The sequence below is a fragment of the Mycolicibacterium fallax genome (assembly GCF_010726955.1).
Taxonomy (GTDB): domain Bacteria; phylum Actinomycetota; class Actinomycetes; order Mycobacteriales; family Mycobacteriaceae; genus Mycobacterium; species Mycobacterium fallax.
Map to the genome: position 1 here is coordinate 136130 of NZ_AP022603.1, position 16626 is coordinate 152755.

Here is a 16626-nt window from a genome sequence, read left to right on the forward strand (position 1 = left end):
GTCTGGGCAGTGTCGGAAATGTGTTGGGCGGCAGGGCCGCTCGGCTCGTTCCTCGCCTCGTCGAATCAGGCGGTGCCTTAACGCCTGATCTCTTCCTCGGCTCGTTCCTCGCCTCGTCGAATCAGGCGGTGCCTTAACGCCTGATCTCTTCCTCGGCTCGTTCCTCGCCTCGTCGAATCAGGCGGTCTTCATATAAAAGGGGATCCGCACGGTCGGCCACGCGTTGCGCCCGCAGGAACCGCTGGGGCCGACGGTGTAGTTCTCGCCGGCGAACTCGCCGGAGGAGTAGGTGGCATCGACGAAGCCCGATTCGTTGACCGGGTAGAACTTGTAGATGCGCAGGCCCTCCACCGGGACGCCGTCCTCGCAGAACCGCCAGTTGGGCACCGCGCGCTTGACCAGCCACAGGCCGTTGGTGGTGTAGATCGGCGCGGTCCAGCCCTCGTTGCTGGTCACCGTGCCGTTGCACAGGCTCGGCGACGAGCACTGGGTGGAGATGTTCCAGGTCTGCAACTCGCCGGGCTGTTCCTGGTAGCGGTCATTGATCTTGGCCCACGCACCGTTGGAGCTGGCCTGATACGTGCCGTTGATGCCCCAACCGGGGTCCGCAACCGCGGGTGCGGCGCTGAGCAGTCCGACAGCCGTCATCGCGGCGGCCGCCAGGGCGGCGATTGCCTTCCCGGTCGATGCGGTCATCGGCATGCTCCTAGAATCGCATTCTCAAAGCGCCAGAATAACATTGGCGCGCGCTGAGCCGAGTGGCATTCCCGCAACATAGCCGCGGTTACCCGGCACTTGTTCAGACGAAATCCACCTCGGAAACCTTCATCCGATCCCCGTCGCGGGCCAGGCTGACGGCCAGCCGGAAGGTCTGCGGCTCCTGGCGTCCGTCGGTGACGTTGGTGGCCTGGGAACGGGCCGCCACCAACACCACCGCGTTGTCGGCATCCATCGATTCGACCGCGGTGGTGCCGATGGTGACCTCGGTGACCACCTTGGACCGCTGCAGCCCCTTGATGAGCAACTCGGCCTGCTCGGAATACTCGGCGTGGAACCGCCCGGTGGAGCCGTCGAGCACCCGCCCCACGCTACCCTCGGCATCGTTGAAGTCCAACGACATCATGTTGACCACACCCTGGCGGGCGATCGCCTGGTACTCGGCGGCTCGCTGGGTGCGAACGTCCAGCCCGCGCTGCTGCCAGAGCATTGCCCCGGACAGTGCCGAGAGGCCGCAGATCGCGAGCACCGCGGCCGCGACCAGGACCGCGCGGCCGCCGGGCCGGCGAATCGACCGTCGGCCGGTACCGGCGTTGTCGCCGGCCACCCGGGCGGCGAGTTCCCGCAGGGCCTCGGCGCGGGCGCGGGCCGCGACCGCGCGGGCTTGGGCGTCGCGGGCGGCGCGTTCGGCCGCGTCGGGCTCGGGGTGCGGGCCCGATTGCGCTGAATCGTCGGGCATTACGTCCTCCTGAGGGATGGTCGATCCAGTAATCTTCTCAGAAACCGAGAAGCGGATTTCTCGGACCGGGCGAAAGTAGTCGATGTGCGTGTGAGTGCGGGAACCAAGGCCATCCTCGGAGCATCGCTGTTGGCGACCAGCCTGCTGGCGGCGCCGCAGGCCGGCGCCGGGCCGCAGACCTGTAACGACGCGTTCTGTACCCCGGGCATCATGCCGTACCGGGTGCTCGGGGCGCCATGCGACAACACCACCTACTACGTCTTCGGCACCGCGGTGGCCGGACCGTCGATCGAGCCGGGCCGGCTGCTGTTCTGCGGTTCGCCGCGGCGCTATGAGCCGCGCTGGTTCCGATCCCCGGAGATGCACGGTATCCGCAATCTCGACGAGAGCTGCATCGGCGAACTCAGTTCGGCTGCCCAGGCGCCCGATGGGCTGTTCCTGATGTGCGTGTCGGTGGACGGCAAGAGCACCTGGCAGCGCGGCGACCTGTAGGCCGTCGCGGGCCCGCGGAATCGGGACGCGGGCCCGGCGGAGGGGTGAAACCCTAACCGGCGCTCACCAATTCCGCAGTGAGCACAGCGCGCCCTTGGGGCCGCTGCCGGTCTTGACCACCACGCCGTCGACCTCCAGCACGCAACCGAAATTGGGCGTCGGGAAGTTCGGGGCCTCACCGCTCTGCACGGTGACCATCGCCCACATCTCCGGGTCGGCCAGCATGGTCTCCAGCACCCACGGCTGGCCGGGGCCCAGATCCACGTCGGCGCGCGGGCTGAACTGGAACGGATTGTGGCTGTAGTCGGAGAACATCACCGGTTCGGTGTCGCGGTAGTAGATCCGCGCCCAGATCGGGCCGTCGGCGCTGACGGTGTAGCGGATGTGGTGCAGCGCCGGCGCCGGCGGTGGCGGGGGATCGTCGGCCAGCGCGGGCGTGGCAGGCGTCAGGGCACCGGCCAGCAGGGCAGCGGTCGCGGCCGTCAGGATGGTCTTGCGCATGTCACAACCTCAGCAGGGCGAAGGGGTAGACGAGCGTACCGCCGGGAGCGCCGTCGCAGCCGGCGTCGAAGGTGGAGGTCATCTCACCGGTCAGGGTGTTCTCATCCCAGCTGTACACGTCGTGGGTGGGCACCACCGGTCCGTAATAGATGTTGCCGCAACGCAACCCGAACGGATTGTCAATCACCATGGTGTACCGGCCGTCGGCCAGGGTGGCATTGATGTTGCTGTAGGAGGCCTTGGCGACCGGCTGCGGGATCATCTGCGCGGAGATACAGCCGGGGATCGGGGTGGCGTTCTCGTCGCGGCACGGCGCGGTGGCCACCAGGATCCAGGTGTGGAAGTCGCGACGGTCCGGGATGACCAGGTTGTAGTTGCCGAAGAACATCTTCGCCGACGCCGGGGGTGCCAGCACCAGCGCGGTTGCCGCCGAGAGGACGGCCACCGCCATCGCCACGAGCTTCAACTGTTTCCTCCCGGATCGGACACCGCGACCTTCGGCTGACTATAGAACGCCGCTCCGCGTCCCGCCGCGGCTAAATCGGATTCGCCCCGATACAGTGCGGGAGATTGGCATTCTCGTTGCTGGAGAATAACATCCTCGTTGACCCGTGGAGGTGTGAACAACCGATGCGAACGATCCCCGCCGAACTGGCGCAGCGGTACCACGACGAGGGCTGGTGGACCACCGACACCCTCGGTGACCTGCTGGCCCGCGGCCTGGCCGCCGCCCCGGACGCCGAGTTCCGGGTGCACTCGGCGGTGCGGCCCTACACCGGCACCTTCGCCGAGGTTGAGCACACCGCCCGGCGGCTGGCCGCCGGTCTGGCCGCCCGCGGCGTCGGTCCCGGCGACGTGGTGGCCATGCAGCTGCCGAACTGGATGGAGGCCGCGGCAACGTTCTGGGCCTCCGCACTGCTCGGAGCGGTGGTGGTGCCCGTCGTGCACTTCTACGGGCGCAAGGAGCTCACCCACATCCTTGGCGATGCCAAGCCGCGGGTGTTCATCACCGCGGAATCGTTCGGGCACCTGCAGTTCGACGCCGAGGTCGCCGCCGAGGTGCCGATCGTCGGTGTGGTGGGCCGCGACTTCGAGGACCTGCTGGCCGCCGATCCGATGCCCGAGGTACTGCCCGCCGATCCGGCCGGTCCGACCCTGATCGCCTACACCTCCGGCACCACCAGCGTGCCCAAGGGCGTGGTGCACAGCCACCGCAGCCTGGTGCACGAGACCTATCAGCTGGTCGGGCAGAACCGCCGCGACACCGGCAAGATGCTGACCGCCACCCCGGTCGGGCACTTCATCGGGATGGTCGGGGCGCTGCTGATGCCGGTGCTCAGCGGTACCGCGATCAACCTCACCGACGTGTGGGATCCGGGCAAGGCGCTGGCGTTGATGAAGAGTGACGGCCTGTCCATCGGTGGCGGGCCGCCGTATTTCGTCACCAGCCTGCTGGAACACCCGGACTTCACCACCGAGCACCTGGCCGGGGTGCGCACGGTCGGGTTGGGCGGATCCACCGTCCCGGTCGCGGTCACCGAGCGGCTCGACGCGATGGGCATCGTGGCGTTCCGGTCCTACGGCAGCACCGAGCACCCGTCGATCACCGGGTCACGCTGGGACGCGCCGAAATCCAAGCGGCTCTACACCGACGGCTGCCCGCTCTCGGGCGTCGAGGTGCGGCTGGCCGAGGACGGCGAGATCCTTTCCCGCGGACCGGACCTGTGCCTGGGCTATACCGACGACGCGCTGACCGCGCGGGCCTTCGACGACCAGGGCTGGTACCACACCGGCGACATCGGGGTCTTCGACGACGACGGCTATCTCACCATCACCGACCGCAAGGCCGATGTGATCATCCGCGGCGGTGAGAACATCAGCGCGGTCGAGGTGGAGGAAACGCTGCTGAGCATGCCCGGTATCGCCGAGGCGGTCGTGGTGGCCACCCCGAACCCGCGGCTGGGTGAACAGGCCACCGCCGTCCTGCGCATGCTGCCCGGCCACCCGATTCCCGAACTGGACGACGTGCGAGCACATTTCGCATCCTGCGGGATGGCCCGACAGAAATGGCCCGAACAGCTGGTGGCGGTCGAAGACTTCCCGCGGACCGCCAGCGGAAAGGTGCAGAAGTACAAGGTCAGGCGCGACCTTGCCGACTGAGCCGGGCCCGGCCCTGGTCATCGGGGCCAGCGGATTTCTGGGCTCGCACGTGGTGGCCGCGCTGGCCGCTCGCGGCGACGACGTCCGGGTCATGCTACGAAAGACCAGCTCCACCAAGGGCATCGACGGCCTGGACGTGCAGCGCTGCTACGGCGATGTGTTCGACGCCGACGCGCTGCGGGCGGCGATGACCGGCTGCAGTGTCATCTACTACTGCGTGGTCGATGCCCGGATGTGGCTGCGCGACCCGGCGCCGCTGTTCGCCACCAACGTCGAGGGACTGCGGCAGGTGCTGGAGGTGGCCACCGAGCCCGAGATCGCCGCCGGCCTGCGACGATTCGTGTTCACCTCCACCATCGGCACCCTGGCGGTCAGCGACACCCGGCCGGTCACCGAGGACGACCCGCACAACTGGACCGAGGGCGGCCCCTACATCGAATCCCGGGTGGCCGCGGAGAACCTGCTGCTGGACTACTGCCGCGACCGCGGCCTGCCCGGTGTGGCGATGTGCGTGTCAACGACATACGGCCCGCGCGATTTTGCGCCCACCCCGCACGGCGCCCAGATCGCGATGGTCGCCGCGGGCCGGATGCCGGCCTATCCGGACTTCGGCCTGGAGGTGGTCGGCATCGAGGATGCCGCGGCGGCGATGCTGGCCGCCGCCGAACGTGGCCGTCCCGGGCACCGCTACATCGTCTCCGACCGGTACATGAGCATGCGGGAGATCCAGAACGCCGTCGCCGACGCCGCCGGGGTGCGCCGGCCCTGGCTGAAGATCCCGCGCCCGGTGCTGCGGGCGGGCGCCCGGCTCAACGACGTCGCCGCGGCGCTGCTGAACCGGGATCTGCCGTTCGCCGCGGCCGGGCAGCGGATGACCGAACGGATGTCGCCGCTGGACCACGCCAAGGCCGAACGGGAGCTGGGCTGGCGGCCCCGGCCGACCGAGGTGTCACTGGCCGCGGCGGCGGAGTTCTTCACCGCCGCCGGCTGAACCGGCTCAGACCGTCGGCGCGGACCGGCCGGTGGCCGCGTGGTGGCCGGCCCGGAAGCCGAAAACCATGGCGGGGCCGATGGTTCCGCCGGCGCCGCCGTAGGCCCGGCCGGTCACCCCGGCCATCGCGTTGCCGGCCGCATACAGCCCGGGGATCGGCTGCCCGGACACGTGCAGCACCCGGGCATCGGCGTCGGTGCGGGGACCGCCCTTGGTGCCCATCACCCCGATCGCCACCGGTACCGCGTAGAACGGCGCGGTGTCCAGCGGGCCGAGGGTCTGGCCGGCCGGGGTGTCGGCGTCCGGGTCGCCCCAGTAGCCGTCGTAGGCGCTGGCGCCGCGGCCGAAGTCCGGATCCGTCGGCGCCGAACCGGCGGTGTTGGCATTCCAGTCCGCCACCGTCCGGGCCAGGCCGTCGGCGTCCACCCCGATCGTGGCGGCCAGCGCGGCCAGGTCGGCGGATTCGCAGAACCAGTCCGGCGGCTGGCCGCCGGGCTCGACGCCGAGGAACCCGTACTTCTTCAGGTGCCCGGCATCGAAGACGATCCAGGACGGATCGTTGACGTAGCCGTCGCGCGGGTGCAGGTATTGGAACGCCCCGGACATCGAGTTGTAGTCGCTGGCCTCGTTGACGAACCGCCGGCCGGACCGGTTGACGATGATGCTGCGCGGCCGGGTGCGCTCCAGGCGCACGCTGCGGCTGCGCTGTTGGCCACCGAGAATGTCGCCGGGGATCTGGATGATCGGCACCCACCAGGCCTCGCCCATGTTGGCCAGATCGGCGCCCTGGGCCATCGCCATCCGCAGCGCGTCGCCGGTGTTGGCCGGCGGGGACACCGGGCCGTGCATGGGGCCGCGCAGGAACGCCTCGACCATCCGGGTGTCCCACTCGAAGCCGCCGTTCGCCAGGATCACCCCGCGCCGGGCCCGCACTGCGCGGGTGTCGGCGCCGGCCTGGATCCGCACCCCGACGACGGTGCCGTCGACGTTGATCAGCTCGACGGCCCGGGACTCGGTGCGCGGGGTGACGCCGCGGTCGAGCAGTCCGCGCAGCAGCCCGCCGATCAGGGCGGCCCCGGCCACCACCAGGTCCGCATCGCCAGCGCCGATGTCGGCGTGCAACCGGGCCCGGGTCTCGGCGTCGATGCCGACGTTGGAGAAGTCCGCCGGGAAGGAGGTGATCTTGTCGCCCCAGCCCGAGATCCGGTCCAGGTTGTAGGGCGCCGGGCCCAGCGAACGCCCGCCGCCGGGCCGGCCGCCGGGCAGTTCGGGCTTGTAATCGGGGAAGCCGGTGGCGATCTCGAAGCGGACATCGCTGTTGTCCTCGACGAACGTCAGCATCGGTGCGCCGGTCCGGACGAAGGTCTCCACCAGCGCGTCGTCCATCGCCCCGTAGGACTGGGCGCGCAGGTAGGCCATCGCGTCGGCGACGCTCAGCGCACCGTCGGGGCTGCGATCGTGGGCGGGAATCCAGGCGATGCCGCCGGAGACGGCGGTGGTGCCGCCGACGGTTGCCGACTTCTCGTAGACCTCGACCGCCGCTCCGGCGGTGACCGCGGCCAGCGCTGCGGTCAGCCCGGCACCGCCGGTGCCCAGCACCACCACATCGGTCTCGTGGTCCCAGCTGATGGTGTGGTCGCTCGGAGTTTGCACGCCGGTTGAGGTCACGGTGTTTCCCTTCGGATCAGGCCAGGATCTGCGCCAGCGCGTGGGCGGCGTCGACGACGGCGTTGCGGCCGCGCTCGACGACGTCCTCGCGGTGCGAGATGAGGTTTATGCAGGTCGGTGGGGCGGGTCGGTCGCGAGGTACCGGTACGGCCAGGCCGTAGGTGTTGGGTTCGATCTCGCCGTGGGTGATCACCCAGCCGCGGTCCCGGGTCAGGGTCACCAGCTCGCGCTCGTCGGACCGCGGCGGCATGCTGGCCAGCAGGGCCACCCCGGCCGCGCCGCGGTCCAGGCGGTACCGGCTGCCCTCCTGGAAGGACAGCTGGTAGGGCACGTGGGTCGGCACGATGACGGCGACGGCGACCTGCTGGTCACCCTCGGCGATCAGCAGGGACACCGTGGCGCCGAGTTCCTCGGTGAGTGCCCGCAGCGTCGGCAGGCACAGCGCGCGGATGTTGTTGTCAAAGGAGGCGCCGAGCACGGCCAGCCCGGAGGCCGAGCGGTAGCGGCCGTCTTCCCCCTTGGCGACCAGCCGGAACTGGGCAAGCGTGCTCAGCAGCCGAGAGGCGATGGTGCGGTGCACCCCGATGTGCTCGGCCACCGCCGCGATGGTCAGCCCGCCCGGTGCGGCGGCGACGGCCTGCAGTGCGGTCAGTCCCCGGGCCAGGGTCTGGGATCCGGGAGCGCCCGCCGGCGCGCCGGCGGCCGCCGTGGGGGCACCCTTGACAGACGTCACCGTGAAAGCCATCCTCTATACATAGTGCACATACATGTGCGATTTTAGCACATTGACCTCGCGGCAAAAGAGAAATGTGTTATCAATAGATGAGAACGTCATTATCGCATGTCGAAAGGGGTCCGGTGGCCGAGTTCGAGAGCATCTGGAGTGATCTGCAGGGTGTTGCGTTCTCCCAGGGCTACCTCGATGTGGGCGGCGTACGGACCCGCTACCTGCACGCGGGCGACCGGGACAAGCCGGCCCTGGTGCTGCTGCACGGCAGCGGCGGACACGCCGAGGCGTACGTGCGCAACCTGGAGTCGCACGCCGAACACTTCTCCACCTGGTCGATCGACATGCTCGGCCACGGCTACACCGACAAGCCCGGCCACCCGCTGGAAGTCGCGCACTACGTCGAGCATCTGATCGGCTTCTTCGACGCGATTGGGGCCGACCGGGTCCACCTGTCCGGTGAGTCACTCGGCGGCTGGGTCGCCGCCCGTGCGGCCGCCGACCACCCGGACCGCATCGCGCGACTGGTGCTCAACACCGCCGGTGGTTCCCAGGCCGACCCCGAGGTGATGGCGCGGATCCGCACCCTGTCGATGGCCGCCGTCGAGGCCCCCACCTGGGAGACCGTGGCGGCCCGGATCAAGTGGCTGATGGCCGACAAGTCCAAGGACTACGACGACATCGTCGCCAGCCGGCAGGCCATCTACCGGCAGCCCGGGTTCCTCGGCGCGATGAGCGACATCATGGCGCTGCAGGACCCGGTCATCCGTGCTCGCAACATCATCGGCCCCGAGGTGTACGGCAGCATCGGCGCGCCCACCCTGGTGCTGTGGACCTCCGACGACCCGACCGCCGATGTCACCGAGGGCAGGCGCATCGCGTCGATGATCCCCGGGGCGCGCTTTGAGGTGATGCCGGACTGCGGACACTGGCCGCAGTACGAGGACCCGGCGAACTTCAACCGCATTCACCTCGACTTCCTGCTGGGGCGCTGAGCGGTGGCCGACGGCACCCCCACGCAGCCGGCGCCGGACTCCGGCAATGTTGATGTCAACGTCGACGTCGATGTCGATGTCGACGTTGTCATCATCGGCGCCGGGCCGGTCGGCCTCACCCTGGCCAACGTCCTTGGCCTACAGGGGATCCGAACCTCGATCGTCGAGGAGCGCGACACCCTCATCGACTACCCGCGCGGGGTCGGCCTGGACGACGAATCGATGCGCACCTTCCAGTCCATCGGGCTGATCGAGGCGATCCTGCCGCACACCGTGCCCAACCAGATCCTGCGGTTCTTCGACTCCAACCGCCGGCTGCTGGTGGAAATGGCCCCGCCCGACGCCCGATTCGGCTGGCCCAAGCGCAACGGCTTCGTCCAGCCGCTCGTCGACGCGGAACTGCTGCGCGGCCTGGACCGCTTCGAGCACGTCCGGGTGCGCTGGGGTACCCGGATGGCCGGCGCCGAACAGGACAGCACCGGGGTGAGCGTGCGGCTCGACGACGGCGACACGCTGCGCGCCCGGTATCTGATCGGCTGCGACGGCGGCCGCAGCGCCACCCGCCACCTGATGGGGGTGTCCTTCGAGGGCACCACCTCGGCGACCCGCTGGCTGGTCATCGACCTGGCCAACGACCCGCTCGGACACCCCAACAGCGAGGTCGGCGCCGACCCGGACCGGCCGTACGCGTCGATCTCGATCGCGCACGGCATCCGGCGTTTCGAGTTCATGATCCATCCCGAGGAGACCGACGAACTGGCCGCCGACCCGGCGTTCGTGTCCCGGCTGCTGTCCACCTTCGTCCCGGACCCCGACCGCGTCGACATCATCCGGCACCGGGTCTATACCCACCACTCCCGGATCGCCGGTTCCTTCCGCGCCGGCCGGATCCTGCTGGCCGGTGACGCTGCCCACCTGATGCCGGTGTGGCAGGGCCAGGGCTACAACAGCGGCATCCGCGACGCAGGCAACCTCGGCTGGAAGCTGGCCGCGGTGGTCGACGGCCGCGCCGGGGACGCGTTGCTGGACAGCTACGACACCGAACGCCGTAAGCACGCCCGCGCCATGATCGACCTGTCCACCCTGGTCGGGCGGGTCATTTCGCCGACCAATCGGACCGTCGCCCGGCTGCGCGACGGGCTGATCCGGGCCGCCGCGATCGTGCCGTCGCTGCGCCGCTACGTGCTGGAGATGCGGTTCAAACCGATGCCGCGCTACGAGGAGGGGGCGGTGGTGCATGCCAGCACCCCGCCGGCGCCGGACTCCGCGGTCGGCACCCTGCTCATCCAGCCCACCGTCGACACCCGCACCGGCACCGGACTGCGTTTCGACGATGTGGCCGGCACCGGATTCGCCGTGCTGTGCTGGAACAACGATCCGCGCATCATCCTGGGCGCCGAGCAGTTCGCCGCCTGGAAATCGTTGGGCGCCACCTTCATCGCGCTGCGCCCCAACACCCAACTGCACTGGGACGACCCCAACGGCAGCGCCGACGACGATGTCGTCATCGTCGGCGATCGCACCGGAGCCTTCAAGCAGTTCTTCGATGCCCGCACCGATTCGGTCGTCTTCCTGCGCCCGGACCGCTGCATCGCCGGCAGCTGCGTCGCCCAGCGGGCCCCCGAACTCGGCGCGCGCCTCATCGCGGCCCTCGACCTGCATCCGAGCCCGGCCGAAGGCGGTGAATCCAATGGCGCAACTGGCCCTGTGCTGCATCTCGCACAGCCCGCTGCTGAACCTGCCGGGCCCGCCGGCTGAGCTGCTGGAGGACATCCACGCCGCGCTCGGCCGGGCCCGCGAGTTCGTCGCCCGCTTCGATCCCGAACTGGTGGTGGCGTTTTCGCCGGACCACTACAACGGCTTCTTCTACCGGCTGATGCCGCCGTTCTGCATCGGCACCGCCGCCTCCGGCGTCGGTGACTACGGCAGCCACGCCGGGCCGCTGAACGTGCCCGCGGAGCTGGCCATGGACTGCGCCGCGGCGGTGCTCGAGGCCGGTGTGGACGTGGCGCTGTCGGCCGGCATGGACGTCGACCACGGCACCGTGCAACCCCTGCAGGAGCTGTTCGGCGGGGCCACCGCGGTCCCGGTGATCCCGGTCTTCATCAACTCGGTGGCCACCCCGCTGGGCCCGATCCGCCGGGCCCGCGCGCTGGGCACCGCGATCGGCGACTTCCTGGCCGGGCTGGACAAGCGGGTGCTGGTGCTGGGATCGGGTGGACTGTCCCACGACCCGCCGGTGCCGACCCTGGCCACCGCGCCACCGGCCGCGCTCGGCCGCATCGTCGGCGGCGCCCCGATGACCGCCGAGGCCCGCGCGGCGCGCCAGCGGCAGGTCATCGCCGCGGCCGCCGAGTTCGCCGACGGCCGCGGGCCGGCCCGCCCGCTGAACCCGGACTGGGACACCGCGCTGCTCGATCTGCTCGACAGCGGCCGCGTCGACGGCGTCGATCACTGGACCAACGACTGGATCGCCGCGCAGGGCGGCAACTCCGCGCACGAGGTCCGCACCTGGGTGGCGGCGTTCGCGGCGCTGGCCACCGCCGGGGACTACCGGACCGAAAACCGTTACTACCGACCCGCCCCCGAACTCATCGCGGGCTTTGCCATCAGGACGGCGGTGCCAGCATGAACGGCGAATTCGACCACACCGTGGACGTCCTGGTCGTCGGCAGCGGCGGCGGCGGGATGACCGCGGCGCTGACCGCCGCCGCGGCCGGCCTGGACACCCTGATCATCGAAAAGTCCGCGCACTTCGGCGGCTCCACCGCGCTGTCCGGCGGCGGCATCTGGGCGCCCGGCGCGCCGGCGCAGCGCCGCGCCGGCTACACCCCGGACCCCGACGAGGTGTTCGGCTACCTGCAGCAGATCACCGCCGGCCTGGTCAGCGACGCCCGGCTGCGCGCCTACGTCGACGCGGCCCCGCAGATGATGGATTTCCTGGAAAAGTCCAGCCCCTGGCTGGAATTCGTCTGGAAGCCCGGCTACGCCGACTACTACCCGGAACTCCCGGGCGGCTCGGAACTGGGTTCCACCATCAACGTGCCGGCCATCGACCTGCGTGAACTCGGCGACGACGAGGCCGCGCTGCTGGCTCCGCTGGCGCTGGCGCCGCGCGGAATCTGGTTCGCACCCAAGGACCTTCGGCTGTTCTACCAGGTCCGGCAGAACTGGCGCGGCAAGGCCGTGCTGGTCAAACTGCTCTACCGGATGTTCCGCGCCCGGGTGTTCGGCGACCGGATGGCCGCCATCGGGCAGTCGTTGGCCGCCCGGATGCGGCTGGCCCTGCGCGAACACAACATCCCGCTGTGGTGCGACACCCCGATGACCGAGCTGATCACCGACGGTGACGGCGCGGTGATCGGCGTCGCCGTGGAACGCGACGGTGCCACCGAACGCATCGGTGCCCGCCGCGGGGTCATCCTGGCCAGCGGCGGCTTCGACCACGACATGGCCCTGCGCCGGCAGCACCTGCCGGCGCTGGACCGGGTGTCCCAGATCGCCGGTGAGGGCAGGGACTGGAGCTTCGGCAACCCGGCGGCCACCGGCGACGGCATCCGAGCGGCCGAAAAGGTCGGCGCGGCAACCGAGCTGATGGATGAGGCGTGGTGGTTCCCGGCGATGTGCTGGCCCGACGGCCGCCTGCAGTTCATGCTCAACGAGCGGATGATGCCGTCCCAGTTCATCGTCAACGGCGCCGGGCAGCGGTTCATCAACGAGGCCGCCCCGTACATGGACTTCGCGCACGCCATGATCGAGGGCCAGGCCGGCGGCGTCACCCACATCCCGTGCTGGTTGATCACCGACCAGCGGTCCTTTCACCGCTACGTCGTCGGGGGACACCTGCCGATCCCGAAGATCCCGTTCGCCCCGGTGCCGACCGGCGCGAAGGTGCCGCAGGCCTGGCTGGACTCCGGCATCGTCAAGACCGCCGGCAGCATCGAGGCGCTGGCAAGCCAGATCGGGGTGCCGCCGGCCGCGCTGGCGCGCACGGCCGACCGGTTCAACGAGCTGGCCCGCAACGGCCACGACGACGACTTCAATCGAGGGGACAGCGCCTACGACAACTACTACGGCGACCCGACCCTGCCCAACCCCAACCTGTACCCACTGACCAAGGCGCCCTACTACGCATTCCAGATCATCCTGGGCGACCTGGGCACCTCCGGCGGACTGTGCACCGACGAGAAGGCCCGGGTGCTGCGCGCCGATGGCAGCGCCATCGACGGCCTGTACGCGGTCGGCAACGTCTCGGCCGCGGTGATGGGGCGCAGCTACGCCGGTGCCGGGGCCACCATCGGCCCGGCCATGACATTCGGCTACCTCGCCGCCCGGGACATCGCCGCCCGGGACAAACCGACCAGCCACCAACAACTTCCGGCCGGCGCCCAACCGTCGGCGGAATCCGACCAGACATCCTGAGCAACTCCAGAGGAGGCATCGATGAAGATTTCGCTGTTCTATGAGTTCCCGCTGCCGCGGCCGTGGACCGAGGACGACGAGCACCAGCTGTTCCAGCACGGGCTCGACGAGGTGGAGGCCGCCGACAAGGCGGGCTTCTCCACGGTCTGGCTGACCGAGCACCACTTCCTGGAGGAGTACTGCCACTCCACCGCGCCGGAGATGTTCCTGGCCGCGGCCAGCCAGCGCACCAAGGACATTCGGCTGGGCTTCGGCGTCATGCACCTGCCGCCGGCGATCAACCACCCGGCCCGCATCGCCGAACGCGTCGCCACCCTGGACCACCTGTCCAACGGGCGCGTCGAATATGGCACGGGTGAGGGTTCCTCGGTCGCCGAGCTCGGCGGCTTCAACATCGACCCCGCCGACAAGCGCGCGCAGTGGGAGGAGGCCCTGGAGGTCTCCATCCGCTGCATGGTCGAGGAGCCGTTCAGCGGGTTCAAGGGCGCGCACGTCGACATGCCGGCCCGCAACGTCATCCCGAAGCCGCTGCAGAAGCCGCACCCCCCGGTCTGGGTGGCCTGCACCCGGCCGGCCTCGGTGCAGATGGCCGCGCAGAAGGCGATCGGCGCGCTGAGCTTCGCCTACACCGGGCCCGAGGCGCTGAAAGAGCGGGTCAAGGGTTACTACGACGAGTTCGAGGCCGCCGGCATGCCGGTCACCCCGGCGATCAACCCCAACATCCTGGCCATCGGCGGCGACCTGTCGATGATGGTGGCGCGCACCGACGACGAGGCGCTCAAGCGGCTCGGCATCGGCGGCGGGTTCTTCTCGTTCGGCATCATGCACTACTACCTGACCGGCATGCACGTGCCCGGCCGCACCAAGGTGTGGGAGCGCTACCAGCAGGCCGTCGCCGAGGATCCGACCCTGGCCTACGGTCCGGGCCGCGGTGCGATCGGTTCGCCGAACACCGTGCGGGAGTTCCTGCGCAGCTACGAGGCCAGCGGTGTCGACGAGATCATCCTGCTGCTCAACCCGCGCAGCCACGAGGGCACCATGGAGTCCATCGAGATCATGGGCCGGGAGATCCTGCCGGAGTTCATCGAGCGTGACGCCAAGGCGGTGGCGGAGAAGAACCGCCGCCTGGAGCCGATCATCGAGAAGGTCGAGGCCCGCCGCCGTCCGTCGAACGCCCCGGTGTTCGACGAGACCTACAACTTCGGCGGCCTGCCGACCGGCCGGGGCGGCAAGTTCACCGCCGGGGAGATCCCCGAGGCGATGGCCGAGATCAACGAGGGCCGGGTCAAGGCCGCCCAGGCGGAGAAGGCCGCCCGGGAAGCCGCGAGCTGAGCGTGACCGCCGAGGAACTGGTGCGCTACGACGGCCGGCACGTCGTCGTCACCGGTGCCGCCTCCGGCATCGGGTCCCGGGTCGCCGCCGAGTGCGCGCGACTCGGGGCCCGGGTCACCGGATTGGATCGCCAGCACCCCGAATCCGGCGCTCCGATCACCGATTTCGTGCCCGTCGACCTGGCCGACGCCGGCTCGGTGGCCGCGGCCGCCGCGGCGATCGACGGCCCGATCGACGTGCTCTTCAACGTCGCCGGGGTGTCCTCGGGAATCGGGGATCCGCTGGCCGTGGTCACCGTCAACTTCCTCGGCACCCGGGCCCTGACTGAGGCGGTGCTGCCGGCGATGCCAGAGGGTGCGGCGATCGTCAACGTCTCCTCGCTGGCCGCCCGCGACTACCGGGCCAACGCCGCGGTCACCACCGGGCTGCTGGACACCGCCGGCATGGCCGAGGGCATCGACTGGTGCGTGGCCAACCCGGCAGCGCTGGCCGACGGCGGCTACCGACTGTCCAAGGAGGCGCTGATCCTGTGGGCGATGCGGCTGACCGGGCCGCTGGGCGAGCGCGGCATCCGGATCAACACCTCGGCGCCCGGAGTGACCGACACCCCGATCTTGGAGCAGCTGCGCAGTGCCTACGGCCAGCAGTTCCTGGACTCCTTCGTCGCCCCGCTGGGCCGGCACTGCCGGCCCGAGGAGCAGGCCGCGGTGCTGCTGTTTCTGGGCAGCGGTGCCGCGAGTTATCTGACCGGGCAGGTGATCTGGGTCGACGGGGGTATCCTCGGCCAGGCCACCGCCGCCGAACTGACCGGCAGGAGCTGACCGATGACACCGGATCCGGGCAGCCCCGTCGAACCGTCCAGCATGGCGCAATTCCGGCGCGTCGCCGATGACGTGCGCAACTGGGGCCGCTGGGGCGACGACGACGAACTCGGCACGCTGAACTTCATCACCCCCGACAAGGTCGCCCAGGCGGCGGCGTCGGTACGCGACGGCAAGATCTTCGCCCTCGGCACCGATTTCGGTTCCGGCGGTCCGCAGGGCGCCTTCCGGTTCCGCAACAATCCGGTGCACGTGATGACGGTCGACGGTGGGGACGCCGAAACGCTGGCCGGCTACGGCCCGCCTTGGTTGCAGAACCCGGTCGCCGGGGAGGTCGCATCGTTCTTCGCCGACAACCCGTTTCGGTTCAACGACGACATGATCGTGATGCCGTTGCAGGCCGCCTCGCAGTGGGACGCCTATTCGCACGTGTACTACGAGGACAAGCTGTACAACGGGTTCCCGGCCGACTCGGTCACCAGCTTCGGTGCGGTGCACTGCGGCATCGACAAGGTCGACGTGAAGGGCGTCACGTCCCGAGGCGTACTGCTGGACGTTGTTGCGCACCGCGGTGCCGACACCTTCCTGCCACCGGGCGCGCCGATCACCCCGGCTGAACTCGACGACATCGCCCGTGCCCAGGGGGTCACCGTCGAGGAGGGGGACATCGTCGTCGTGCACACCGGCTGGTGGACCCGGTTCGATCAGACCGGTGACGGTGCCGAGGCCGGTTCCGGACTGCACTGGAGCTGCGCGTCCTGGCTGCACGACCACCGAGTCGCCGCGGTGGCGTCGGACAACCTGATGGTTGAGGATCCCGACCCGGCGGCGGGGGTGGCGGGCACCTTCCTGCCCATGCACATGCTGTGCCTGCGCGACATGGGCCTGATGCTGGGGGAGTACTGGGACCTCGGCGCGCTGGCCGCGGACTGCGCCGCCGACCGGCGCTATGACTTTCAGCTGATCGCGCCGCCGCTGCGGGTGGTCGGTGCGGTCGGCTCCCCGGTGAATCCGATTGCGCTGAAATAGCAGAACGTGAAGTAGGAGAACCTGAAGTGGGA

Annotated in this window: 16 protein-coding genes; 10 read left to right on the forward strand and 6 right to left on the reverse strand. The window is 70.0% G+C overall.

Annotated elements, in window-relative coordinates:
• Positions 1-177: 177 nt before the first annotated feature.
• A complete protein-coding gene (locus tag G6N10_RS00655; protein ID WP_085093854.1) occupies positions 178-696 on the reverse strand; it encodes an Rv2253/PknI dimerization domain-containing protein in 519 nt (172 codons plus the stop codon).
• 103 nt (positions 697-799) lie between these two features.
• Positions 800-1456 (reverse strand): Rv1363c family protein, encoded by a 657-nt coding sequence (locus G6N10_RS00660; RefSeq protein ID WP_085093507.1) that lies wholly within the window; start codon positions 1454-1456, stop codon positions 800-802.
• Positions 1457-1540: 84 nt separating this feature from the next.
• On the opposite strand from G6N10_RS00660, the gene G6N10_RS00665 reads away from it, so the two are divergent.
• Positions 1541-1948 carry a hypothetical protein gene (locus G6N10_RS00665; protein WP_085093510.1) on the forward strand — a complete coding sequence of 136 codons (408 nt, stop codon included), beginning with the start codon at positions 1541-1543 and terminating at the stop codon, positions 1946-1948.
• 63 nt (positions 1949-2011) lie between these two features.
• On the opposite strand, the gene G6N10_RS00670 is transcribed toward G6N10_RS00665, so the two are convergent.
• Both G6N10_RS00670 and G6N10_RS00675 read right to left on the reverse strand, forming a co-directional pair.
• Positions 2012-2449 carry an Rv2576c family protein gene (locus tag G6N10_RS00670; protein WP_085093512.1) on the reverse strand — a complete coding sequence of 146 codons (438 nt, stop codon included), beginning with the start codon at positions 2447-2449 and terminating at the stop codon, positions 2012-2014.
• Between the two features lies 1 nt (position 2450).
• Positions 2451-2900, reverse strand: coding sequence for a hypothetical protein (locus tag G6N10_RS00675; protein ID WP_085093856.1), 450 nt, complete (start codon positions 2898-2900; stop codon positions 2451-2453).
• A 179-nt stretch (positions 2901-3079) separates the two neighbouring features.
• On the opposite strand from G6N10_RS00675, the gene G6N10_RS00680 reads away from it, so the two are divergent.
• Both G6N10_RS00680 and G6N10_RS00685 read left to right on the forward strand, forming a co-directional pair.
• Positions 3080-4609, forward strand: a complete 1530-nt coding sequence (locus G6N10_RS00680) for an AMP-binding protein (protein WP_085093514.1) — start codon at positions 3080-3082, stop codon at positions 4607-4609.
• The gene (locus G6N10_RS00685; protein ID WP_234810444.1) at positions 4599-5600 is read left to right on the forward strand and encodes an NAD-dependent epimerase/dehydratase family protein; all 1002 of its coding nucleotides are present in this window, start codon (positions 4599-4601) and stop codon (positions 5598-5600) included. The genes G6N10_RS00680 and G6N10_RS00685 overlap by 11 nt, the downstream gene beginning before the upstream one ends.
• Positions 5601-5606: 6 nt before the next feature.
• Here G6N10_RS00685 and G6N10_RS00690 read toward each other — a convergent pair whose 3' ends face one another.
• Both G6N10_RS00690 and G6N10_RS00695 read right to left on the reverse strand, forming a co-directional pair.
• Positions 5607-7229 carry an FAD-dependent oxidoreductase gene (locus G6N10_RS00690; protein ID WP_085093860.1) on the reverse strand — a complete coding sequence of 541 codons (1623 nt, stop codon included), beginning with the start codon at positions 7227-7229 and terminating at the stop codon, positions 5607-5609.
• Between the two features lie 55 nt (positions 7230-7284).
• A complete protein-coding gene (locus G6N10_RS00695; protein ID WP_234810445.1) occupies positions 7285-8001 on the reverse strand; it encodes an IclR family transcriptional regulator in 717 nt (238 codons plus the stop codon).
• Positions 8002-8126: 125 nt separating this feature from the next.
• On the opposite strand from G6N10_RS00695, the gene G6N10_RS00700 reads away from it, so the two are divergent.
• From G6N10_RS00700 to G6N10_RS00730, 7 genes are read left to right on the forward strand one after another with little or no spacing between them, the layout of a single operon-like run.
• Complete coding sequence (locus G6N10_RS00700; RefSeq protein WP_085093518.1) at positions 8127-8990, forward strand: alpha/beta fold hydrolase; 864 nt, start codon at positions 8127-8129, stop codon at positions 8988-8990.
• Between the two features lie 3 nt (positions 8991-8993).
• Positions 8994-10748: a bifunctional 3-(3-hydroxy-phenyl)propionate/3-hydroxycinnamic acid hydroxylase gene (locus G6N10_RS00705; protein WP_085093520.1), complete on the forward strand. Its 1755-nt coding sequence runs from the start codon at positions 8994-8996 to the stop codon at positions 10746-10748.
• Positions 10681-11622, forward strand: coding sequence for a 3-carboxyethylcatechol 2,3-dioxygenase (locus G6N10_RS00710; protein WP_085093522.1), 942 nt, complete (start codon positions 10681-10683; stop codon positions 11620-11622). Before G6N10_RS00705 ends, G6N10_RS00710 begins: the two co-directional genes overlap by 68 nt.
• Entirely contained in the window at positions 11619-13412 is a 1794-nt protein-coding gene (locus G6N10_RS00715) for an FAD-binding protein (protein WP_085093524.1), read from the forward strand. The genes G6N10_RS00710 and G6N10_RS00715 overlap by 4 nt, the downstream gene beginning before the upstream one ends.
• 21 nt (positions 13413-13433) lie before the next feature.
• Positions 13434-14744 (forward strand): LLM class flavin-dependent oxidoreductase, encoded by a 1311-nt coding sequence (locus tag G6N10_RS00720; RefSeq protein ID WP_085093526.1) that lies wholly within the window; start codon positions 13434-13436, stop codon positions 14742-14744.
• Between the two features lie 2 nt (positions 14745-14746).
• Positions 14747-15565: a coniferyl-alcohol dehydrogenase gene (locus tag G6N10_RS00725; RefSeq protein WP_407663959.1), complete on the forward strand. Its 819-nt coding sequence runs from the start codon at positions 14747-14749 to the stop codon at positions 15563-15565.
• A 42-nt stretch (positions 15566-15607) separates the two neighbouring features.
• Positions 15608-16594, forward strand: coding sequence for a cyclase family protein (locus G6N10_RS00730; protein WP_085093862.1), 987 nt, complete (start codon positions 15608-15610; stop codon positions 16592-16594).
• Positions 16595-16626 lie beyond the last annotated feature (32 nt).